Origin of the sequence: Acinetobacter sp. 5862 (assembly GCF_024494585.1) — a bacterium.
In the GTDB taxonomy this organism is placed as follows: Bacteria; Pseudomonadota; Gammaproteobacteria; order Pseudomonadales; family Moraxellaceae; genus Acinetobacter.
Map to the genome: position 1 here is coordinate 57,436 of NZ_JANHGP010000048.1, position 20,517 is coordinate 77,952.

The 20,517-nt window shown below is 38.4% G+C and carries 25 protein-coding genes and 1 other RNA gene; 14 read left to right on the forward strand and 12 right to left on the reverse strand.

Translation table 11 applies throughout. The annotated features are described in order from the left end of the window. Positions 1–3 precede the first annotated feature (3 nt). From NO346_RS08470 to NO346_RS08485, 4 genes are all read right to left on the reverse strand, one after another. Complete coding sequence (locus NO346_RS08470) at positions 4–354, reverse strand: hypothetical protein (protein WP_256414892.1); 351 nt, start codon at positions 352–354, stop codon at positions 4–6. A gap of 124 nt (positions 355–478) precedes the next feature. Beyond that, the gene (locus tag NO346_RS08475) at positions 479–1,264 is read right to left on the reverse strand and encodes a glutathione S-transferase N-terminal domain-containing protein (RefSeq protein WP_256414893.1); all 786 of its coding nucleotides are present in this window, start codon (positions 1,262–1,264) and stop codon (positions 479–481) included. 11 nt (positions 1,265–1,275) lie between these two features. Beyond that, positions 1,276–1,788 (reverse strand): ribonuclease E activity regulator RraA, encoded by a 513-nt coding sequence (rraA, locus tag NO346_RS08480; RefSeq protein ID WP_256414894.1) that lies wholly within the window; start codon positions 1,786–1,788, stop codon positions 1,276–1,278. Between the two features lie 13 nt (positions 1,789–1,801). Continuing rightward, positions 1,802–2,467: an NAD(P)H-binding protein gene (locus NO346_RS08485; protein ID WP_256414895.1), complete on the reverse strand. Its 666-nt coding sequence runs from the start codon at positions 2,465–2,467 to the stop codon at positions 1,802–1,804. 212 nt (positions 2,468–2,679) lie between these two features. Here NO346_RS08485 and rpsT point away from each other — a divergent pair, with 212 nt between their 5' ends. Continuing rightward, entirely contained in the window at positions 2,680–2,946 is a 267-nt protein-coding gene (gene rpsT / locus NO346_RS08490) for a 30S ribosomal protein S20 (protein WP_004639414.1), read from the forward strand. Positions 2,947–3,064: 118 nt separating this feature from the next. Here rpsT and NO346_RS08495 read toward each other — a convergent pair whose 3' ends face one another. Then, positions 3,065–3,796, reverse strand: coding sequence for a histidine phosphatase family protein (locus tag NO346_RS08495; protein ID WP_256414907.1), 732 nt, complete (start codon positions 3,794–3,796; stop codon positions 3,065–3,067). 51 nt (positions 3,797–3,847) lie between these two features. After that, on the reverse strand, positions 3,848–4,705 hold the full coding sequence (locus NO346_RS08500; protein ID WP_087536861.1) for a 3'(2'),5'-bisphosphate nucleotidase CysQ: 858 nt from the start codon (positions 4,703–4,705) through the stop codon (positions 3,848–3,850). Between the two features lie 11 nt (positions 4,706–4,716). Here NO346_RS08500 and NO346_RS08505 point away from each other — a divergent pair, with 11 nt between their 5' ends. The 4 genes from NO346_RS08505 to NO346_RS08520 all read left to right on the forward strand — a co-directional run bounded on the left by NO346_RS08505 (position 4,717) and on the right by NO346_RS08520 (position 7,568). Further along, positions 4,717–5,421, forward strand: a complete 705-nt coding sequence (locus NO346_RS08505; protein WP_256414896.1) for an HAD-IA family hydrolase — start codon at positions 4,717–4,719, stop codon at positions 5,419–5,421. After that, a complete protein-coding gene (locus NO346_RS08510; protein ID WP_005215468.1) occupies positions 5,405–5,833 on the forward strand; it encodes an RNA-binding S4 domain-containing protein in 429 nt (142 codons plus the stop codon). The genes NO346_RS08505 and NO346_RS08510 overlap by 17 nt, the downstream gene beginning before the upstream one ends. A 159-nt stretch (positions 5,834–5,992) precedes the next feature. Continuing rightward, a complete protein-coding gene (gene recA / locus NO346_RS08515; protein WP_256414897.1) occupies positions 5,993–7,039 on the forward strand; it encodes a recombinase RecA in 1,047 nt (348 codons plus the stop codon). Between the two features lie 46 nt (positions 7,040–7,085). Further along, complete coding sequence (locus NO346_RS08520) at positions 7,086–7,568, forward strand: regulatory protein RecX (protein ID WP_087544354.1); 483 nt, start codon at positions 7,086–7,088, stop codon at positions 7,566–7,568. Positions 7,569–7,578: 10 nt separating this feature from the next. Here the strand turns inward: NO346_RS08520 and ffs are convergent. Then, positions 7,579–7,675, reverse strand: an RNA gene (gene ffs, locus NO346_RS08525) — signal recognition particle sRNA small type. Positions 7,676–7,994: 319 nt separating this feature from the next. Here ffs and NO346_RS08530 point away from each other — a divergent pair. Continuing rightward, positions 7,995–8,858 carry a YbgF trimerization domain-containing protein gene (locus NO346_RS08530; protein WP_256414898.1) on the forward strand — a complete coding sequence of 288 codons (864 nt, stop codon included), beginning with the start codon at positions 7,995–7,997 and terminating at the stop codon, positions 8,856–8,858. 68 nt (positions 8,859–8,926) lie between these two features. On the opposite strand, the gene NO346_RS08535 is transcribed toward NO346_RS08530, so the two are convergent. The 3 genes from NO346_RS08535 to NO346_RS08545 form a co-directional block, all read right to left on the reverse strand. Next, positions 8,927–10,798, reverse strand: a complete 1,872-nt coding sequence (locus NO346_RS08535; RefSeq protein WP_256414899.1) for a SurA N-terminal domain-containing protein — start codon at positions 10,796–10,798, stop codon at positions 8,927–8,929. Positions 10,799–10,926: 128 nt separating this feature from the next. Next, positions 10,927–11,199 (reverse strand): HU family DNA-binding protein, encoded by a 273-nt coding sequence (locus tag NO346_RS08540; RefSeq protein ID WP_004661469.1) that lies wholly within the window; start codon positions 11,197–11,199, stop codon positions 10,927–10,929. A gap of 165 nt (positions 11,200–11,364) precedes the next feature. After that, positions 11,365–11,820: a phasin family protein gene (locus NO346_RS08545; protein ID WP_087547144.1), complete on the reverse strand. Its 456-nt coding sequence runs from the start codon at positions 11,818–11,820 to the stop codon at positions 11,365–11,367. Between the two features lie 210 nt (positions 11,821–12,030). Here NO346_RS08545 and NO346_RS08550 point away from each other — a divergent pair, with 210 nt between their 5' ends. From NO346_RS08550 to fdx, 8 genes are all read left to right on the forward strand, one after another. Further along, complete coding sequence (locus NO346_RS08550; RefSeq protein ID WP_087547145.1) at positions 12,031–12,678, forward strand: hypothetical protein; 648 nt, start codon at positions 12,031–12,033, stop codon at positions 12,676–12,678. 107 nt (positions 12,679–12,785) lie between these two features. Further along, on the forward strand, positions 12,786–13,259 hold the full coding sequence (locus NO346_RS08555; protein ID WP_087544344.1) for an Rrf2 family transcriptional regulator: 474 nt from the start codon (positions 12,786–12,788) through the stop codon (positions 13,257–13,259). A 1-nt stretch (position 13,260) separates the two neighbouring features. Next, positions 13,261–14,478: an IscS subfamily cysteine desulfurase gene (locus NO346_RS08560; protein WP_256414900.1), complete on the forward strand. Its 1,218-nt coding sequence runs from the start codon at positions 13,261–13,263 to the stop codon at positions 14,476–14,478. A 91-nt stretch (positions 14,479–14,569) separates the two neighbouring features. Beyond that, the gene (gene iscU / locus NO346_RS08565; RefSeq protein ID WP_004639432.1) at positions 14,570–14,956 is read left to right on the forward strand and encodes a Fe-S cluster assembly scaffold IscU; all 387 of its coding nucleotides are present in this window, start codon (positions 14,570–14,572) and stop codon (positions 14,954–14,956) included. A 29-nt stretch (positions 14,957–14,985) separates the two neighbouring features. Next, on the forward strand, positions 14,986–15,306 hold the full coding sequence (gene iscA / locus NO346_RS08570; RefSeq protein WP_004661460.1) for an iron-sulfur cluster assembly protein IscA: 321 nt from the start codon (positions 14,986–14,988) through the stop codon (positions 15,304–15,306). An 83-nt stretch (positions 15,307–15,389) separates the two neighbouring features. Next, on the forward strand, positions 15,390–15,908 hold the full coding sequence (hscB, locus tag NO346_RS08575; protein WP_256414901.1) for a Fe-S protein assembly co-chaperone HscB: 519 nt from the start codon (positions 15,390–15,392) through the stop codon (positions 15,906–15,908). A 38-nt stretch (positions 15,909–15,946) separates the two neighbouring features. Further along, the gene (hscA, locus tag NO346_RS08580; protein WP_256414902.1) at positions 15,947–17,806 is read left to right on the forward strand and encodes a Fe-S protein assembly chaperone HscA; all 1,860 of its coding nucleotides are present in this window, start codon (positions 15,947–15,949) and stop codon (positions 17,804–17,806) included. 17 nt (positions 17,807–17,823) lie between these two features. Further along, positions 17,824–18,162 (forward strand): ISC system 2Fe-2S type ferredoxin, encoded by a 339-nt coding sequence (gene fdx / locus NO346_RS08585; RefSeq protein WP_004661453.1) that lies wholly within the window; start codon positions 17,824–17,826, stop codon positions 18,160–18,162. A gap of 52 nt (positions 18,163–18,214) precedes the next feature. On the opposite strand, the gene NO346_RS08590 is transcribed toward fdx, so the two are convergent. Both NO346_RS08590 and NO346_RS08595 read right to left on the reverse strand, forming a co-directional pair. After that, positions 18,215–18,985, reverse strand: a complete 771-nt coding sequence (locus NO346_RS08590) for a hypothetical protein (RefSeq protein ID WP_256414903.1) — start codon at positions 18,983–18,985, stop codon at positions 18,215–18,217. Positions 18,986–19,017: 32 nt separating this feature from the next. Beyond that, positions 19,018–20,454, reverse strand: coding sequence for an adenylate/guanylate cyclase domain-containing protein (locus tag NO346_RS08595; protein ID WP_256414904.1), 1,437 nt, complete (start codon positions 20,452–20,454; stop codon positions 19,018–19,020). Positions 20,455–20,517 lie beyond the last annotated feature (63 nt).

The window sequence follows — 20,517 nt, forward strand, 5'->3', positions numbered from 1 at the left end:
TACTTATCTTGGTCTTTGAAACTTCACATAATAATCATTTAAAACTTTAATGATTTGCTTTAACTCTTTAAGGTTTTCTTCTGTACTTCCTAAGCGCTCAACAAATCGCTGTGAGTGCAATTCCAAATCAATCTTTTCATTAATTTGTGGTGCAATCCTAAACAGTTTCTCTAGATCATCAAATCGATCTAATTTTCGATTTGAGAAATATTCCAGACGAAATCCTAACTCATTCAAAACGATGCCCCTATAAATTGCACCGCGACTATCAAAAACCAAGTCATTTTCTTTGAGGAATAACTGTTCAGGTGTTTCCTTTGAACTTTTGAATAGGTTCGTTAGTTGGCTTAACATTTTGGAATTGATCATATGGCTATTTCGAACCTATTAAACCGCTAAACCAATCATTGAAGCAACTGCTAGACTCCATATATAAAAAAAGCATCTTCTAAAAGATGCTTTTTTACAATTTATTCTATTATCCGTACTGTTTCTTTAGATACTCAACAATTTTAGCTGATTCAAACATTTTCACACCCGTATTCGGATCAACCAAATATGGAACCTGAATATCTCGTCCCATCACTTCAACAGTCTTTTCACGCTTACCATTTGGTAGTGGAATATATTTTCCTGGTTTTAAACGCAAAATCGCAGGACCCATATCTTGCCAACGTTCTTTCGCAACATTATGCAAAATATACGGAATTTCCAATTCAGTCAGAACTTCACGCACCAATCGTGTATAGGGACTTCCTTCAAAACTCCATAATTCAAGTAATTGTTCTGGTGCTGCTCGATTAACAATTTTCTTGTTAATCCATACACCACGTGCTGCATTTGCAACAGTAGCCAAAGTCGATACATACGGCAATTTAGGATAATGACTATATTTTTTAGGAGTTTGTCCCGTTTTTCCATAATGCTTAAATAAATGATGAATAATGTCTTGTGATTCGTATAACTGATCACCTGTATTTTCATCAATCAAAAAAGGAAACTGTTTTTTACCACCTTTTTCTTTAACGATTTGGCGATATTTTTGACCACCTTTCGGACATGGATAAATTTCCACATCCAGATTCAGCATGGTAATCACTTCACGAACACGGCGACAAAAGGGTGAACCTTCAAACTCATAAAGTTTTAACGGTTTCGAAGGCTGATTCGGTTGGGGTGTTCCCATCACACCTCTTCCGCCTTCAATTAAAGTTGCAACAACAGATTGTAAAACCTTAAATTGATGATTCACCATTTTGAGCATATTGCTATCCTTTAGCAGTCAATTAGTTTTTCTTTCGCGATTACGATGCCATTATTATCGGCATAGATATAATCGCCAGAATTGATCGTCACACCACCAAAATACAATGTAATATCAACTTCACCTATGCCCTTACGATTACTTTTTTGTGGAATTGCAGCCAATGCATGCACACCTAAATCAAGTTCGGCAATTGCATCCACATCACGTACACAGCCATAAATCACCACACCATTCCATTGGTTCTTCACCGCCGATTCTGCAATCAAGTCACCCATCAGGGCGCAACGCATAGAAGCGCCACCATCTACAACCAGCACCTTACCTGCACCATCAGTTGCCAATAGCTCTTTTACACGTGAGTTATCTTCAAAACACTTAACTGTTACAACCTGCCCACCAAAGCTCTTGCGTGCACCATAACTCTTAAAAAACTTACCGTCTAATGATGGTGTTACGACCTGTAAATCTTTCTCAGGATTATCATCTAACAAGTCGCAAGTTACAAAAGGAATCGTAGTCACTGAAAAATCTCCATTATTGGGTTTGTTGTATACTCAAATTATCGTACAGCTTGAATACTGCTGTCTGAGTTTGAGCTGCATTTAGCATAGTATGCGCCAATTGTTCTGCGGTTACAGGCTTATATTTAAACGGCTTGGTCCAAGTTTTTTCGACCAATTTAAATAACGTTTGTGCCACATCTTCTAAAACCCGTACTTCACTACGCTTACCAATTAAGAGTGACGGTTGAAAAATTGAGAGCTTATACATCGACAAGCTTTTTAAGTAGTTTTCCAACTCACCTTTAACTTTATTATAGAAAACTGGTGAATTAGCATTCGCTCCTAAAGCACTGACCACCAATAAATGAATATTTTTATCTTGGATTAAATCAGCAAAATGAGCGTTAATTTCATAGTCAATTGCGTAAAATGCTTGTTTCGATCCAGCTTGTTTAATCGTGCTACCTAAGCAACTAAATGCATGGGTATAAGTACTTACATCTTCATCATTCAAAAGCAAAAAATCTTCTAGAATAAGCTGATTTACTTTGCTATAAGATTTTAATTTATCTGAATTTTTCCTTACTACAACAGTCACAGAACTAAAATCATTTGACTGTTCCAATTCAGCCACTAGCGCTTCACCCACTAGCCCTGTAGCACCAATAACAATTGCCTTTTTATCACCTATTCTCATTTTTATTTATTCCGACTCATAACTAAGCCTAATGTAACGTTTTCTTGCAAGATTATCACCTGTTAAATGTACTTAAAAGTATCACAAGGCTTGACTTCGGGGCTTAGTTTCCTCAAAATATGGCACTTGTTTACGGGCTGGTGAATGTTGCCAATATTTTTTGGTTTTAACTTCAGCCCGCCCAGACCAACTTATTTTCAAGGAGTGCACGAGTGGCAAACTCTGCTCAAGCTAAAAAACGTGCTCGTCAAAACGTTAAAGCACGTAAACACAACGCAAGCTTGCGTTCTATGGTTCGTACTTACATCAAACGTACTGTAAATGCGATCGCTGCTGGTGACTATGCTGTTGCTTCAGAAGCTTATAAAACAGCTGTACCTGTAATCGACCGTATGGCTGATAAAGGCATCATCCACAAAAATAAAGCTGCTCGTCACAAGAGCCGCTTAAACGCTCAAATTAAAGCATTAGCTAACTAATTTGATGCATGTAAAAAAGCCCGATTTTCGGGCTTTTTTATTGTCTTCAACTTAGTAATGCAACGTTAGTAGTTTTTTAATTTTAAATTGCACAATTAAATCATACTTTTCAAAAATCTTATTTATTCTGAAAATCTTTAATAACCAATTCATGCTTTTGACCACGCCAGATCCATTTTAGCTTACTACTGCTAAAATCCTCACCTTCAAACCACACAAATAAGCCCTCCATCATCTCAGGCCAATCCGACTTATCAATTTGTGTTTGACCTGAAATCACAGCAACGATAGCCGCAATAATGGTGTCGTGACTAACAGCCAAGCTTAAACCCTGATGTTGGGTCGGATGGGTATGATATAACAGCTCCAAAACATCAAAAACACCTGTAATTGGATGTTTCATACCAGGCAAAGCATTATTCACAAAGCTATTAATAAACCCTAATGCACCTTGTTTACGAAAGTAAGGGGCTGCTTGCTGAATATCCAATACAAAGCTTCCGGGTTCTACTAACAATCGCTGCTCAACAATTTCGATCGTATGCGTATTTATTGCCTCATGAATCCCATCTGCACCTTGAATCATTAATGCAGCTGTATCAACACAACGCTGAATCGGACTAGAGATACAATGTTGAATTGCTCGATCCGTATTTTTAATAAGATATTGACCCCATGCATAAGCCAAATCTCGACCTTGTTCCGTTAATTGCAAGTCATAACCAGCCAAACCCTGCCCATTCACCAACTCACGTAAAGAGTGACGAGTAAACAACGTGACAGGAGTTGAAGCATCTGGCAGTAAATCAATTGCTTCAAACATACTTTTAGGCAATAAATGCAGGGCCATATTCACATACAAGCTTAAATTTAGCTCACTATACCATGCAGACGACAAGACTCAATCTAAAATGCCTGAATGCGCCAAGGCCTCATAAGCAATTTTTTTGCAATATTGATCTCTAAAAGCAATAAAACCACCATTCAATACCGTTTCACGCTGATTGTATTGAAATGGTTTTCCACCCAGAGTCATCAATCCACCACCGATACTTTCAAGCAAAGCTTGTCCTGAACTGGTATCCCACTCTGAGGTTGGATGAAATCTTGGGTAAATATCAATTTCACCTTCTAACATCATGCAAAATTTATAAGCACTCCCTGCCTCACGTCTTTCTACAGCACGATCTCGCAAAATTGGTTCGATAAAATTTTTATACTTTGGATTTTTACTGTTATGACTCAAACCAATTTGAAGTGGTGTTGTCAAATCATGTTCTTCGACCTGATATTGAAACCATTCTTGACGGCTAAAACTATACTTATAAGGTAAGTGTGACTGATAACCAATATACATGACCTGTTCACAGGGTACGGCAATAATCGCAAAAGTCGTTTCATTACCCTCGATCAAGCTTAAATTAATCGTAAATTCATCACGCTCATGAATAAACTCTTTCGTACCATCTAAAGGATCGAGCATCCAGCAACGTGACCAAGCAGATCGAGCAGAATAATCACTCTCCTCTGACAACACTGGTAACTCTGGCGTAAATTCCGCTAACTGCTTTAATAAAAAACGATTTACTTTTAAATCTGCCTGAGTCACAGGCGAATCATCACTTTTTTCCTGAATATTAAACTCACCACCCGCACAATAATTTTGATATTCTTCCAATAATATTTGACTTGCCTGCGCCATGATTGGCACAAGTTTCAGAATAAATTGATCTTGTGGGGCAAGCGTTTTAATAAACATAGATCAGCCTTATGTCATATTCAGATTTACAGCAGCAGCCTATCGCCATGTTCGACATGGATGGCACATTACTCGATTTAGCCTTCGATGATTTTATTTGGAATCATTGTTTACCTGAACGTCATGCCCAAACACACCAATGCAGTTTAGAGCAAAGTAAACAAACACTATTCCAATTTTACCAACAGCATAAGCATACACTATCTTGGTATTCTTCGGCGTATTGGACTGCTAAAGTTGGCGTAGATGTTTTACAACTACAATACGAGCATCGAGAAAAAATCAAAGCGCGTGCCGGTTGCTTTGAATTATTAGAACAACTCAAACAAAAAGGCTATCGTTGTTGGTTACTTACTAACGCGGATAAAACAGGATTACAGCTAAAACTTGAAAATGTTGCACTGAGCCCTTACTTTGAACTTATGATTAGTAGTGAAGAATTAGGATACGCAAAAGAAGATGTTTCTTTTTGGCAAAAGTTACAGCAAATACATCCATTTGATCCAGCTCAAGCAATATTTATTGATGATACGGTTGCGGTACTCCAAGGTGCTGAACGTTTTGGTATTAACCAATTGTTTAGCATTTTACAACCGTCTAGTGCTAAACCAGCTCGACTCGCCACGGAAATAGCGTACCCATCACTTGATCATTTAACCAATCTCTTTGATTATCTTGACACCAACTTACAGGTAACAGATGCCAAAACAGCATGAATCAGACAGCATGGATGCCATGCGCATTGATAAATGGCTTTGGGCTGCACGTTTTTTTAAAACACGCTCTATTGCCAAAGCCGCGATTGAAGGTGGTAAAGTCCATCACAACAACGACCGCGTTAAAGTTTCTAGAGACGTGCGTATTGGAATGGAACTCACCATCCAACAAGGCTTTGAGAAAAAGACCGTTGTTGTGAAAGCGCTATCGGCTGTTCGAGGTGGTGCCCCCATGGCTCAACTTCTTTATGAAGAAACACCCGAAAGTATTGAGCGTAGAGAGTTGCATGCATCACAGCGAAAATTGCATAATCTAGCCCGACCTGATCACCGACCAAGTAAAAAAGATCGTCGTGATATCAATCGTTTTAAACAAGAAAATGTACAATCATGGTCATATCATGATGAATAAAATTTTCTAATTTGGATGCGTCATCTTGTGTCGTACTGACACAGATCAGATGTGGAATATACAACTAGAATCTGCCACTATACTCAAGTCCCAACAAGTTGAGATTCAGTACATCCACTTGGGTTAGTCGTTAAGAAGATAAAGTTTTGAGGTTTTGAGATGGATGATAATAAAAGCAAGGCGTTACAAGCAGCCTTAAGCCAAATTGAAAAGCAGTTTGGTAAAAATACCGTGATGCGCTTAGGTGATAATACTGTACAAGCAGTTGAAGCGGTTTCTACAGGTTCTTTAACTCTCGATATCGCATTAGGGATCGGTGGATTACCTAAAGGTCGTATCATTGAGATTTATGGTCCTGAATCTTCAGGTAAAACAACCATGACATTACAAGCGATTGCGCAATGTCAAAAAAATGGTGGTACCTGTGCCTTTATCGATGCAGAACATGCATTAGACCCAGAATACGCACGTAAGTTGGGTGTAGATATTGACAATCTATTGGTTTCGCAACCTGACCACGGTGAACAAGCACTCGAAATCGCCGACATGTTGGTTCGCTCAGGTGCAATCGATTTAATCGTTGTCGACTCTGTAGCAGCATTAACCCCTAAAGCTGAAATTGAAGGCGAAATGGGTGACTCGCATATGGGCTTACAAGCACGCTTAATGAGTCAGGCTCTGCGTAAAATTACAGGTAATGCGAAACGCTCGAACTGTATGGTGATCTTCATTAACCAAATCCGTATGAAGATTGGTGTGATGTTTGGTAGCCCAGAAACCACTACAGGTGGTAATGCACTTAAATTCTACGCTTCTGTACGATTAGACATCCGTCGTATTGGTCAAGTTAAAGAAGGTGACGAGATCACAGGTAACGAAACGCGTGTTAAAGTTGTGAAAAACAAAATGGCACCTCCGTTCAAAGAAGCTGTGTTCCAAATCATGTATGGCAAAGGCACTAATCAGTTAGGCGAATTGGTTGATCTTGCTGTTCAACAAGACATCGTACAAAAAGCGGGTGCTTGGTATTCTTATCAAGGCAATAAAATTGGTCAAGGTAAAAATAACGTGATTCGACATTTTGAGGAAAATCCAGCAATGGCTCAAGAAATCGAAAAGGTCATTCGTGAACAACTTCTTACTAAAAACAACAAAGAAGCAGTTCAAACTGAAGATGAAGAAGAACCAGATTTTTTAGAAAGCTAAGCTGAAACGCCCTTCGGGGCGTTTTTCTTTCAAGAGGATATAAAACTTGTTTAATTCTGAAAAAATAGAGAAACCGAAAACACTAACAGGTGCAAGATTACGCTCTTATGCATTTGCCCTTCTTACACGTCGGGATTATTCCAAAGCAGATCTCGAAGCAAAATTAAATCAATATGCGATCAATCCAGAAGAAGTCGCAAATCTAGTTGATGAGTTGGCACAACAAAATTACCAAAGCGACCAACGTGTTGCAGAACTCACATTGGCCAGTCAACTTAGAAAAGGTAAAGGATTACAAAGAATTAAACAGGCTTTAAAAGCAAAACAACTTGATACAGAACTTATTACAGAAGAACTTTCAGAGGTCGATTGGCTAGATCAAGCTTATCAACTCAAAATAAAGAAATTCGGGATGGAAGTAGAGACGGATCCAAAACTAAAAGCAAGACAAATTAGATTCTTACAGTACCGAGGATTTGATATGGGAATAATTATGAAAGCAATTGCTCGAACGAGCGATGAAGAATAAATGGTGGCAACCCCACTAGCATTACTTCGGCACATCATAGTTCTATTACCGTTGCTACCTTCCGGTCCTGGCGGGGTTCATAGAGTACAATTGCGAAGCTACCAGCAGGGCTACCATTGCCTGACAAAGTATAGAGATTTTTGCCTGAGTTGCAAGACTTGTATCTGTTTTTAAGTGACTTTTTGATTCAATTGCTTATTTCATCAGCAAAATCTATCTCTATATTATCCATTTAATTTAAATGTGTATAAACATTAAACAACAGATAATTTCTTTATTCGAAAAATGCTTGAAGATTGTAAATGCTTATTGCATTTAAATGAGTTGCTGCTTTAATGACTAAATCAAAAACATAGATCTAGTGTGCCACAAGTAAACATGAGGACTTGTTCGCTCACGGCTTTTTAACTTTATGGATGAATTTTTATGCTAAAAAAGTATTCCGTACTTTTTACTGCCTTACTCGCTAGCGCACATTTATATGCAAATATTCCCATTGAATCTCGTGCACTGAGCCAGACGATTGCAGATAATACAAATATCTCTAATACTGGCTCAAACCTAAATTGGGATCTCATTCAAAAGAACCAAAAACTAGAAGAAGAAGTTCGAAAATTACGAGGACAATTAGAAGAGCATGACAATTCAATTGAACAACTGAAAAAAGAGTTGGCAAATCGCTATACAGATTTAGATCAACGCTTAGAATTACTCTCTCAAAAAATTGACCCACCAGAAGAAAATACAGAACCAGAAAATAGTACGACAACTGATACAGTAAAAACAGAAACAAACTCAGCTCCAACATCTGCACCCACATCAACAGCTCCTAGTCCTGTAAAACAAGACACAGCCCCTCAGACACCTGTCGTACAACCGAAGTCCAATACCGCTACCACAAGCAATACCAACAACCAAATTGAGCTAGAAAAAGCAGCATATACGGTTGCTCTAGATGCCTACAAACAAGGTGGTGCAAAAAAAGCCATCCAACCAATGCAAAATTTCATTAAGAACCACCCAAATGGAATTTATGTTGGAAACGCTTACTTTTGGCTAGCTGAGTTTTATTTAGCGGTTGAACCTGTTGACTATAAAGCAGCCAAGCAAAACTATAATATCGTAGTAACACGCTATCCCAATTCAGCAAAAGCTTCTCGAGCGGTTTATCAACTGTATAGCATTGCAAAAGAAGTCGATAAAAACACTGCTCTTGCCAACAAGTATAAAACAAAGTTGCTTAACCAATATCCACAATCCGAAGAAGCTAAATTTATTCAGAAAAAATAATGCTTATAATGCACAAAAAAGCCAGTTCATAAGAACTGGCTTTTTAAATTTCAAAGCTTAGATCAAACTTATTTGATCTTCGCCTGTGATTTTAAATAATCAGTATAGTCTTCTAGTAACTGCTGACCACGGAACTGCTGATACAACTTAGTTAACTCAGTAATTTGCTCTGGCGGTAACTCATTTGCAGCATTAGTATTCACGTTTGAAACTGCAACGATAACCAACTCATTAGGTAATTTTGCTGTCGTAGCAGACCACATACCTTCTTTAGTTGGCGCTGGAATACTGAAAGCAGCACGCTCAATTGCACGTTTTAGACCTTGAGAACGTGCAAATGTACCTGCATCTTCAAAAGTGACTTGTGATTTTGCAACAACTTGTGCAGCAGGTAACGCTTTAAAATCAGCTAAAATCTTTGATATTTTTGCTTGAGCAGCTTTATAGGCCTTTGCTTCAATGACTTTTGCTTTTACTTCAGCAGTCGCTTGATCTAATGATTTAACGCCCGCTGCATGGTAATTACGGACTTTAATCCAAATCGTATCACCATTCGCTAACTGAATATTAGAAGATGCATTACGGTCACCATTTTTCACATCATCATTAAACAGTTTTGCTTTAACATTTAAATCGCTCAAATAAGGGTTTTGAGTAGTTAAGGTCACCCCATTTAAAGATTCAACACGAGCACCCTTCACTTCTTGAGCAACCGCCTCTAAAGAGTCATTGCCCACAACCATTTCATTTAAGCTATTTACAGTATCGCTAAATAAATTTGCAGTTTTTGCCTTCTGCACTTCAGCTGTTAAGCGAGCTTTCTCACTCTCAAATGAAGGAATATTTGCAACTGGTGCATTTGCTTCAATAATATGGTAGCCATATTGTGTTTTAACAGGTTTAGAAACTTCACCATTCTTCAAAGCATTAACCGCATTATCAAAGTCGGCTGAGAAAATACCTGGCGCATAAGCATCAACCAAACCACCCTGTGCTTTTGAAGTCGGGTCTTCAGAAAATTGTGCAGCCGCTTGAGCAAATGACATTCCACCTTGAATCTTGGCATAAACATCATTCGCAATTTTTTGAGCTGCTGCCGCATCGCGCGCATCAGTTGTAATTAAAATATGCTTCACTTCACGTTTTGCATCTTTCTGCTGCTTTTCAACAAAAGCCTTATAAGCTTGTTGTAAATCAGCCTCAGTGATATTTAAATTCGTTTGAGGCAATAATGCTGGGCTTAAAACCACATAATCAACATCAACACTCGCAACTTGCTTAAATTCATTTTTATGCTTGTTGTAGTACTCTGTTATTTCTTGAGTCGACGCAGTCAAACCTTTTTTATAATCATCCAACTTAATACTTGCTAAATGCAAAGTACGCTGTTCTGTTTGCAAACTCGCAAGCTGATGTAAATCAGATTGACTTACCAACGCATAATCTAACAAAGTCGATGAAATCATTTTTAGGGCATGATCTTGACGCAAGCTTGCGATTAAAGCTTGGTTAGTCATTCCAACTGAACGTAAATAATTTTCATACAACTTTTGAGAAAACTTTCCATTTTCTTGGAAACTTGGTTGTTGTGCCAACATTTGCTCTAGCTGAGTATCGCTTAAAGAAATACCTAATTTTTCTGCCTGTTGTTGCAATAAAGAGCGTGCAATCAGCGCATCTAAAGCTTTTTGCTGAATAACAGGCTGATTTAAAAGAGACTCATCACCCTTTACCATTGATAAATATTGATCTTTATAATTTTTAGTCGCACTTTCCAAGTCTTTATTAGAAATATCTTGTCCGTTAACAGATTTCACAACGTCTGCTTTATTACTGCCGCTAAAATATCCTTCAATACCTACAAGCGCTAAAGGGGTCAAAAACAAAACTAATAGGACTTTGCCAAGCCAACCCTTAATGACTGTACGAAATGATTCCATAAGTATTCCAATATTTTATTTCGGGGCAATTTTAACTGAAAAACCAAAGCGAATGAATGCTGAATAAAGTATTTCATTCAATAAATAAAAAACGCACCCAAAATGGTGCGTTTTCTGATTTAAAAAGATTACGCAACTGAATCTTTTAAACCCTTACCTGGTTTAAAACTAGGTACTTTGCTTGCTTTAATTTGAAGCTCTTCACCTGTTTTAGGATTACGACCAGTACGTGCAGCACGTTCTTTAACGCTAAATGTACCAAAACCAACTAAAGTAACCGTATCACCGCTTTTAAGTGCTTCAGTGATTGACGCAATCGTTGCATCGAGTGCCTTACCAGCATCCGATTTAGATACTCCCCCTTTTTCAGCAATCGCATCAATTAATTCTGATTTATTCATGATAAAAAATATCCTCTTAATATCGTTTGTTAAGATCCAAGGCTATAGTTTAAAAGGCCATGCCGCCTTTATAGCAATGCTTTAGGGGAGAACGCAATACTAGAAAGGCTTTTTAGCAAAAATAAATACTCAAAAACCACATAAACAGACGAGTGCCTATATTTTTTACTTTTTATTCAATTTACTCTTTAATAGATTATTTTCTTCAATCAATGCATCTACTTTAATATGTAGCTGAACTAAAAGTTGCTCGATATGCTGGAGATCTTTTGGAGTGACTAGACCAATACGATTCAACGAATGATTCACACCTGTGTCTAAAATTTTTTCAACTTTATCTTTAGTATCTGTCACTGATTCTTTGGCTTTCTCAGTTACTTTTCCAACAGTGTTATCAGCAAAATCTACGGTCTTGGATTCTAGCTCTTCACCCACCTTGACTAAAGAGTCAAATAATTTATTTCCCTCTTCTTCGGCGCGTGAAAAAGCACCTAATCCAGCCAGCCAAATCTGTTGCGTATACTTTTTGAAATCAAGGGCAGATTTTTTAGAACTCTTTGATTTTAGCTTAGTTTTTACCTCTGCCTCATCAGTTGGGTGTTCTACATTTGAGTTGTCCATTAACCATTACTCCCAAGCACTTTACAAACAGTATGTCGTATTTAACCATAAAAATGTTTTTATAATATCAAAGTTAAGACTTGATCGTTTTAAAAAACTGTTCTACAAAGCAATAAAGTCATGTAAATTATTTTTAACAATTGAGTATGGATACTCAGATTTACGTGCTTTATGAAATTTATAGTGTGATTGGCAAGGACAAAGAGACCTATGAGTGATACGCAACAAAGACATAAACACCCCCATTTGTTGCTAAACATTGTCATCATTGTTTTAGAAACTTTTTTTTCATTCATTCTCACGCATGATGCAACTTTACGCTTGCAAGCGAAAAAGCTTATCGATGAAAAAGTTACCATTCGAATCAACAGCTATATTCCTTTTTTTGACTTTTATGTCCAATTTACCGAAAAAGGAATTTTATTTGATATGAAAGCACTAGATCGAAAAGTTGATCTAGAAATAAATAGCACACTCATCGATTTGATTAAAATTTTCGTATTTAATAATCAGCGCAGTATTTACAATATGCGTATTTTAGGTGATGCAAGACTTCAAGAAGATGTGATGGATTTAATCCCTCACCTCACACTCACGAGTATATTCGCAAATTGGAAACAATGGTTCAATGCATTTGATAATGATGCAGAAGCTATTGCGTCTCAGCAACGAATCGCGCCATTGCTTGATAAAATTGATCAGCAACGCTCTGAGATCAACTCATTATTGGTTGAAGTTAAACAATATAAAAACCGTATTCACCGAATGCAAAAACGCCAGCGCCTGATCAATATTGGCTTTGCTGTATTGAGCTTTATTTTTATTGCCTTTTTTGTTTATACTATGTGGATACAATAATTCAAATATATTTCACTTTTCACACTGATAATGACAATTTAAAACTTGACTATTTTAGTCGGAATTAATAAAATTTAGACATCTAGTCTAACCATGTGTATCGAATCATGCGCCTTACAACTCGCGGTCGTTACGCAGTGACTGCTCTACTTGATTTAGCTTTGCAGCCAACTGAACAAACGATCACGCTTGCGGAAATAGCAGCACGCCAATCCATCTCAGTCGCTTATTTAGAACAGTTATTCGCGAAACTTAAGCGTCATGAGTTAGTTTCAAGCGTTCGTGGTGCTAACGGTGGATATCATCTTGCACGCAATGCCGCTGAAATCACTGTGCTAGAAATTATCGAAGCTGTAAATGAAACTGTCGATGCGACACGTTGTGACCATAAAGGTAACTGCCAAAATGGTGCAATGTGCTTAACGCATGACTTATGGCAAGAACTCTCCCACCATATTGCCGATTATCTCGCAAAAATTTCTCTTGCAGACTTAATTGCACGTGACAACGTTCAAACTGTTTCACTACGTCAAAACTCAGCAAGTTTAGATTCAGCCCTCCTATCGGTTACAGGTATTTGACATGAAACGTCCAATTTATCTTGATTATGCAGCAACAACACCAGTACTTCCTGAAGTTGCAGAACGTATGATGGAATGTTTAACCTTCGAAGGGACTTTTGGTAATCCTGCATCACGCTCGCATGCCTATGGTTGGCAAGCTGAAGAAAAAGCTGAATATGCACGTGAACAAGTTGCAAACCTAGTTAAAGCAGATCCACGTGAGATCGTTTGGACTTCTGGTGCAACTGAATCTGACAACTTAGCATTAAAAGGTATTGCTCAGTTTTACGGTTCAAAAGGCAAGCACATCATTACTAGTAAAATCGAACACAAAGCAGTGTTAGATACTTGCCGTGAGCTAGAAGAACAAGGTTTTGAAATTACTTATTTAGAACCTGAACCACGTACAGGTTTAATTACGCCTGAAATGGTGAAAGCAGCTTTACGTCCAGATACCATTCTTGTTTCACTGATGATGGTGAACAATGAAATCGGTACGATTACTGACGTAGCAGCTATTGGCGAGCTAACACGTGCGAATAAAACATTCTTACACGTTGATGCTGCACAAGCCGCTGGTAAAGTCGAAATCGATCTTTCAACCATGAAAATTGATTTAATGAGCTTCTCTGGTCATAAAATTTATGGCCCTAAAGGAATCGGTGCATTATATGTTCGTCGTAATCCACGCGTTCGCTTAAAAGCGCAAATGCATGGTGGTGGTCATGAGCGTGGTATGCGTTCTGGTACTTTAGCAACTCATCAAATTGTAGGTATGGGTGAAGCTTTTGAAATTGCTGGTAAAACCATGCAAGCAGAACAAGAGCGTCTTCGCCACCTACGTGACAAACTTTGGAATGGCTTCCAAGACCTTGAGCAAGTGTTCTTGAATGGTCATCCGACTGAGAACGTTGCAAACTATCTAAATGTCAGCTTCAACTTCGTTGAAGGCGAGTCACTGATGATGGCATTAAAAGATGCTGCCGTTTCAAGTGGTTCAGCATGTACATCTGCAACTTTAGAACCATCATACGTATTGCGTGCCTTAGGTTTATCTGACGAGTTGGCACACAGCTCAATCCGTTTCAGTTTTGGTAAATACACCACTGAGGCAGATATTGATTACGTGTTAACAATTACCAAAGCTGCTGTTGAGAAATTACGTGAACTTTCTCCGCTTTGGGATATGTACAAAGAAGGGATTGACCTTTCAACAGTTGAATGGGCTGAACACTAATTTATAAGGTGCTCTATTGAGCACTTCATTGAAAAGTATGTTTTAACCCTCATATTAATATCAGGCTGACCCCGAGGTTTGGAGAAGCGACATGGCTTATAGCGAAAAGGTAATTGATCATTACGAAAACCCTCGTAATGTTGGTGTATTAGACAAAAATGCAGAAAACGTAGGTACAGGTATGGTCGGCGCACCTGCATGTGGCGACGTGATGCGTTTACAAATTCAAGTCGATGACAATGGCGTAATTGAAGAAGCTCGCTTCAAAACTTACGGCTGTGGTTCTGCAATCGCATCAAGCTCTCTTGTAACTGAATGGTTAAAAGGGAAAACGCTTGATGAAGCTCAAGCAATCAAAAACATTGATATTGCGACCGAGCTTGCACTTCCACCAGTAAAAGTACACTGCTCTGTATTGGCTGAAGATGCAATCAAAGCTGCGATTGAAGACTATCGTGGTAAGAAAGCGAAAGCTTAATTGATGACCGAAATAATATTGGAGTTTTCATGATCCATTTAACTGAAAATGCTGCGACTCACATCAGCAATTACCTGCAAAACCGCGGTAAGGGTGAAGGCATTCGTATTGGTGTGAAAACTTCGGGTTGTTCTGGGTTGGCTTATGTACTTGAGTTTGTCGATGATATCGATACACATGATCAAGTGTTTGAACAACTCGGTGTTAAAGTTTTTGTTGATCCTAAAAGCCTTGTTTATCTCAATGGTTTAGAGATGGATTATGTGAAAAATGGTTTGAATGAAGGCTTTGAATTTAACAACCCTAACCAAAAAGGTGAATGTGGTTGCGGTGAATCATTTACCGTCTAACTAGCAACACCCTCTTTCTTTTCGTCAAAACAGTGTGTTCCGCACTGTTTTAACGTATTTATTAATAGCGGAATTCATCTCCCATGAATCATTTTGAGTTGTTCCAATTACCAGAAGCACTCGATATAGATTTAGCAGCTTTAAAAAAACAATTTTTAAGTTTGCAACAGCAATATCATCCCGATAAAGCCACTGACAAAGATCAAGCATTGATCAAGTCGAGTGAAATCAATCAAGCGTATAAAGTGCTCTCACAAGTTGATAGTCGTGCGGCGTATTTACTTGGTTTAAAGAAACAAGACCACCATCTTGACCAATCAATTAATGATTTTGAGTTCTTACAATCTGCACTTGAAATGCGTGAACAGCTTGATGAGGCCGCCTCTACCGAGCAACTTCGCACCTTAAAAGTTGAAGTTCAGCAATGGATTGACGGGTTAGTTCGTGAATTTAAAATTGATTTTGCTGAAGAAGATTGGGCTGAGGCTCGTGATACCGTTCGTAAACTACGTTTTTTTCAACGTGTAATGAATGATATTGATAAAGCTGAAGATCGTATGTTGGACGAAGAAGATAGCTTCGATCTCGATGATGATTTTTAATCCGCTGTTACCAAATATTTTCAAGGGATACCTCACGCATGGCACTTTTGCAAATTGCTGAACCAGGTCAATCTACTGCTCCGCATCAACATCGTATTGCGATCGGCATTGACTTAGGGACAACCCACTCTTTAGTGGCGACAGTGCTATCGGGAAAACCGAAAGTTCTGCAAGATGACAAAGATCGTGTATTACTGCCGTCGATTGTTCATTACGCAAAAGATTCAACGACGTTTGGTTATGAAGCCAAGCCGTTTATGATGACTGACCCCCAAAATACTGTTGTTTCAGTAAAACGTTTTATGGGTCGCTCACAAGCAGATATCAAATTCCAGCATCCGTATACACTTGTTGGTGCAGAAAATGAGATGCCAGCATTTGAAACTACTGCTGGTCGTAAAACGCCTGTCGAAATTTCTGCAGAAATTTTAAAACAGTTAAAAGATCGTGCCGAAGCAAGTTTAAAGAACCCTATCAACGGTGCAGTGATCACTGTTCCAGCATATTTTGATGAAGCACAACGCCAAGCGACACGTGATGCTGCTCAACTTGCGGGTTTAAATGTTTTACGTTTGTTGAATGAACCTACTGCGGCAGCTGTTGCCTATGGATTAGACCAAGATACTAACTTGAGCACCGATCGTAACTACGTGATTTACGACCTTGGTGGTGGTACATTTGACGTTTCTATTTTACGTTTCTCACAAGGTGTTTTTGAAGTTCTTGCGACTGGTGGACATACCGCGCTTGGTGGTGATGACCTTGACCGCTTAATCGTAAAATGGGCAAAAAAACAGCTTAATATCGAAACTTTAAGCGATGAAGAATATGCTGTTTTTGTTGTTGCAGCACGTCAAGCCAAAGAATATTTAACAGATCATGAATCTGCTGAATTAAAATTACTGGATGATCGCCTCACTTTAGATCGTCCAACTTTTGAATCGATTATTCAAGTTGCACTCGATAAAACCATGAGTGTATGTAAACGTGTACTGCGTGATGCTAAACTTGAACTCGATGAAATCGAACATGTGGTTTTAGTAGGTGGTTCAACACGTTCATATGCCGTACAAAAAGCTGTACGCGAATTATTTGAACGTGAACCACTCTGTACGATCAATCCTGATGAAGTCGTTGCAATTGGCGCATCTATTACCGCCAACCAGCTCATTGGCAACAGTCAAGATGGTTCATTATTACTTGATGTCACGCCACTTTCTCTTGGTCTAGAAACCATGGGAGGATTGGTTGAACGGTTAATTTCAAGAAATACCGCAATTCCAGTCGCACGCCGTCAAGAATTCACCACTTATCAAGATGGACAAACAGCGATGTTGATTCATGTGGTACAAGGTGAACGTGATTTAGTCGAGCATTGTCGTTCTTTGGGGCACTTTGTTTTACATGGCATCCCACCAATGACTGCTGGTCAAGCACGCATTGAAGTGACATTTCAAGTTGATGCGGATGGCTTACTGACAGTATCTGCGAAAGAAACCACTTCTGGTGTTCAAGCGCAAATTGATATCAAACCATCTTATGGTCTATCTGCAGCGGATACTGAACGCCTCTTGATTGAAGGTTTCCAACATGCGGAAGAAGACAAACAATTGCGCCATCTGCAAGAAACAAAAGTGGAAGCACAACGTGAGTTGGAAGCTTTAGAACAAGCGTTAAAAGCAGATACCGATTTACTCTCTCAGCAACAGGCACGCGACTTAATTCTTGCTGCTGAAGCGTTAAAAGCTCGTCTAAAGACTGATGAGCTTGCAGCGATTGAACATGCTGTTCAACAACTTAAAATTCACAGCGATGCGTTTGCAGCACTTCGTATGAATCGACATATTGACCATGCCTTAAAAGGTACAAAACTTGAAGATTGGTCAAACTCAAACTAAAGGTATAGGTGATCAATATGCCACGTATTAAAGTTCTTCCTCATGCACTCATTTGCCCTGAAGGTGCAGAATTTGAAGTCGAACAAAACGCCAATTTATGCCAAAGCTTATTGAAACAAGGCATTAAAATTGAACATGCTTGCGACATGTCTGCGGCATGTACAACTTGCCACGTGATTGTTCGTAAAGGTTTTGACAGCCTTGAGGAAATGAATGACGTTGAAGCTGACTTGCTTGACCGCGCATGGGGTTTAGAGCCTGACTCTCGCCTGTCATGTCAAGTTGAGATTGTTGATGAAGATTTAGAAATTGAAATTCCGAAATATACGATTAATCATGCTTCGGAAAATCACTAAGCTTTATCCATAAAAAAACTCCTCTTTATTAGAGGAGTTTTTTAATCCAAGTTTATTGATCAACATCACAATCATCAAAATATTTCCAAATAGACTCCACATGATCTCTATAAGCACCTTTATCTATAGGTAGATCATATAATATTTGCAAATCTGGATTATATTTGAGTAATTGTGCCATATTGGTCAATTGAATATTCTGCTCAAAATCCAAACTATTTTCAGAAAAATCATGTGCATCCACATGACAATACATTTGCCAGTCTCCGCCTGCGTGAGATACCCAACGTATTGGCAACTTTCCATCAATAACACAAGAACAGGCAATAACCCCTAAATATTGTGGGAATGCTTTGTATGCTTGCGGATTAAAATCTCTGGTGAAAGGCGTCGCATCCATCACTTCCTGATAGCCTGTAAATGCAATTCCTCGTTTCGCAAAGAAATTTTCAATATCACCATCTTGACGTTTTGCATTATTCAACCAGATTACTTGCCACTCTGTTAGACGTTCTCCACGATCAGCAGTAAATACGCCTGTTTGAGGTTCATTAATCCAACAGCTTTGACGTATCAAAACCAAAGGATGTTCCGCTCCAGCTGTTTGTTCGGAAAACTGTTGAGCATCTTCATAACTGGAAAATGCACAATAATAATCTTGCCCCTCATATTCATCTAGCGCACCACGTTCTGGGTGACACCAAACGCGATATTCAAGAACATCATCATAAAAATAACCTGCACCAGACTTTACCAAAGCAGGATACTCACCCACCATGTTCTCATCAATAGCCAATGGATACTTTGAAACGAATGCAGACATATTTCAACTCTATAATTAATTATTGAATATTTTTATCTTACTTCATCATCCAAAGTCAGCTTTGGAATACCCTGAGCATTGGTAATTTTTTGTTGTGTTTTGATACGTTGAACCATATTCTCCAAAATTTCAACCAATTCTGGATATTCATAATTCTGCACTTCCTCTAAGTTCAAAACTAGATGAAAACCTTTATAATCGAAATCAAACCATTTTTGGGTATCGGATTTCTTACCTGTGAATTTTTCCATTACCTGCCACGTTTTAACAGGTCCTTGAATCCCTTTTAAATAAATTGGCACTTTCGGTACACATAAAAATTCATTTTTAATTAGCTGATGGGTGTCATCCGCAATCAGGATTTCATCTACTTCCGCAGCAGACTGTAAACGCGCCGCCAAGTTTACATCACGTCCCACAATGGTATAGGCCATACGGTGTGAAGCCCCATAGTTCCCAACGTGACAGTAACCCGTACTAATACCCATTCGAATGTGCAACGCTGGATAGCCCATTTTCTTCCAACGCTCACGCAACAATTTCATTTGCTGACGCATTGCGATCGCCATTTCTACACATGACTTCGCATCTTGTTCAACACCCTGAGAATTTGGATCACCGAAGAAGATGAGAATCGCATCGCCCATAAACTTATCAACGGTTGCTTCATACTGTTTTGCTATTTCAGTCATATGACTTAAATAATCATTAAGTAAAAAAGCTAAATCATCAGGAATAAGGCTTTCTGAAAGCTCAGTAAACCCTTGAATATCGGAGAAGAAAATGGTTAATTTTTTACGTTTATATTCAATTTTAGCTTGAGCTTCCCCACGCATGATCGACTGCCATAATTGTAATGGCGCATATCGACTCAATTGGTTAGCAAAAGCAATGTAGCGTGTCATTTGGTTATGATAATGCTGACGCTGTTGGCCTAAAATATTGATTTTTCTATGTTGATAATAGTTACCAATCACAATAAACATCATCAAACCAAATAAACTAACGACAGTCAGTTCTGGATTTGTAGGCTCGAAATATTCTTCAGCAGCAAAAATTGTAAAAGTACAAAAGTAAAAAGTAAGAACACCGATCAGTCCGATTAAACACGCAACAGGGAGTGTAATTTTATTATTTAAACCAACATAAAGAAGCCCAAATAAAATCGTAAAAGTAGGAACTAAACTTAGGTGTAACCCTGCAAGTACAATTGCAACGATGACCGCTTCAAAAGCAAAGAGTACATTTTTTTGAGTATTTTTATCATATTTATACTGAAGCCATTTTTCTAATTTGGGACAAATAAGAAAATGGATCAATAAAAAAGGAAGGATGTAAAGCTGATAGTTAGCACTGGGAGAGGTAAATGCATAGATGACTAAAATCAGTGACAAGATCGAATATCCTATCAAACGATGAAAATAAGCGAACTGTCTAGGTTCTTTATCTATTAACCGGCTTTGTTGCACAAAGATTTGAAATGCAAAGCGCCCCTAATTGAGCCAAATTTAAGGCGTAACTTGGGTAAGTGG

Excerpts from the sequence above, each read along its gene's own strand:
- recA (WP_256414897.1), top strand. The coding sequence starts at position 5,993 with ATGGATGATAATAAAAGCAAGGCGTTACAAGCAGCCTTAAGCCAAATT.
- NO346_RS08550 (WP_087547145.1), top strand. The coding sequence starts at position 12,031 with ATGAGTGATACGCAACAAAGACATAAACACCCCCATTTGTTGCTAAAC.
- NO346_RS08540 (WP_004661469.1), bottom strand. The coding sequence starts at position 11,199 with ATGAATAAATCAGAATTAATTGATGCGATTGCTGAAAAAGGGGGAGTA.
- iscU (WP_004639432.1), top strand. The coding sequence starts at position 14,570 with ATGGCTTATAGCGAAAAGGTAATTGATCATTACGAAAACCCTCGTAAT.
- NO346_RS08470 (WP_256414892.1), bottom strand. The coding sequence starts at position 354 with ATGTTAAGCCAACTAACGAACCTATTCAAAAGTTCAAAGGAAACACCT.
- fdx (WP_004661453.1), top strand. The coding sequence starts at position 17,824 with ATGCCACGTATTAAAGTTCTTCCTCATGCACTCATTTGCCCTGAAGGT.
- NO346_RS08500 (WP_087536861.1), bottom strand. The coding sequence starts at position 4,705 with ATGTTTATTAAAACGCTTGCCCCACAAGATCAATTTATTCTGAAACTT.
- NO346_RS08475 (WP_256414893.1), bottom strand. The coding sequence starts at position 1,264 with ATGCTCAAAATGGTGAATCATCAATTTAAGGTTTTACAATCTGTTGTT.
- NO346_RS08505 (WP_256414896.1), top strand. The coding sequence starts at position 4,717 with ATGTCATATTCAGATTTACAGCAGCAGCCTATCGCCATGTTCGACATG.
- iscA (WP_004661460.1), top strand. The coding sequence starts at position 14,986 with ATGATCCATTTAACTGAAAATGCTGCGACTCACATCAGCAATTACCTG.
- NO346_RS08545 (WP_087547144.1), bottom strand. The coding sequence starts at position 11,820 with ATGGACAACTCAAATGTAGAACACCCAACTGATGAGGCAGAGGTAAAA.
- NO346_RS08510 (WP_005215468.1), top strand. The coding sequence starts at position 5,405 with ATGCCAAAACAGCATGAATCAGACAGCATGGATGCCATGCGCATTGAT.
- NO346_RS08530 (WP_256414898.1), top strand. The coding sequence starts at position 7,995 with ATGCTAAAAAAGTATTCCGTACTTTTTACTGCCTTACTCGCTAGCGCA.
- NO346_RS08560 (WP_256414900.1), top strand. The coding sequence starts at position 13,261 with ATGAAACGTCCAATTTATCTTGATTATGCAGCAACAACACCAGTACTT.
- hscA (WP_256414902.1), top strand. The coding sequence starts at position 15,947 with ATGGCACTTTTGCAAATTGCTGAACCAGGTCAATCTACTGCTCCGCAT.
- NO346_RS08535 (WP_256414899.1), bottom strand. The coding sequence starts at position 10,798 with ATGGAATCATTTCGTACAGTCATTAAGGGTTGGCTTGGCAAAGTCCTA.
- NO346_RS08485 (WP_256414895.1), bottom strand. The coding sequence starts at position 2,467 with ATGAGAATAGGTGATAAAAAGGCAATTGTTATTGGTGCTACAGGGCTA.
- NO346_RS08590 (WP_256414903.1), bottom strand. The coding sequence starts at position 18,985 with ATGTCTGCATTCGTTTCAAAGTATCCATTGGCTATTGATGAGAACATG.
- hscB (WP_256414901.1), top strand. The coding sequence starts at position 15,390 with ATGAATCATTTTGAGTTGTTCCAATTACCAGAAGCACTCGATATAGAT.
- NO346_RS08555 (WP_087544344.1), top strand. The coding sequence starts at position 12,786 with ATGCGCCTTACAACTCGCGGTCGTTACGCAGTGACTGCTCTACTTGAT.
- NO346_RS08495 (WP_256414907.1), bottom strand. The coding sequence starts at position 3,796 with ATGGCCCTGCATTTATTGCCTAAAAGTATGTTTGAAGCAATTGATTTA.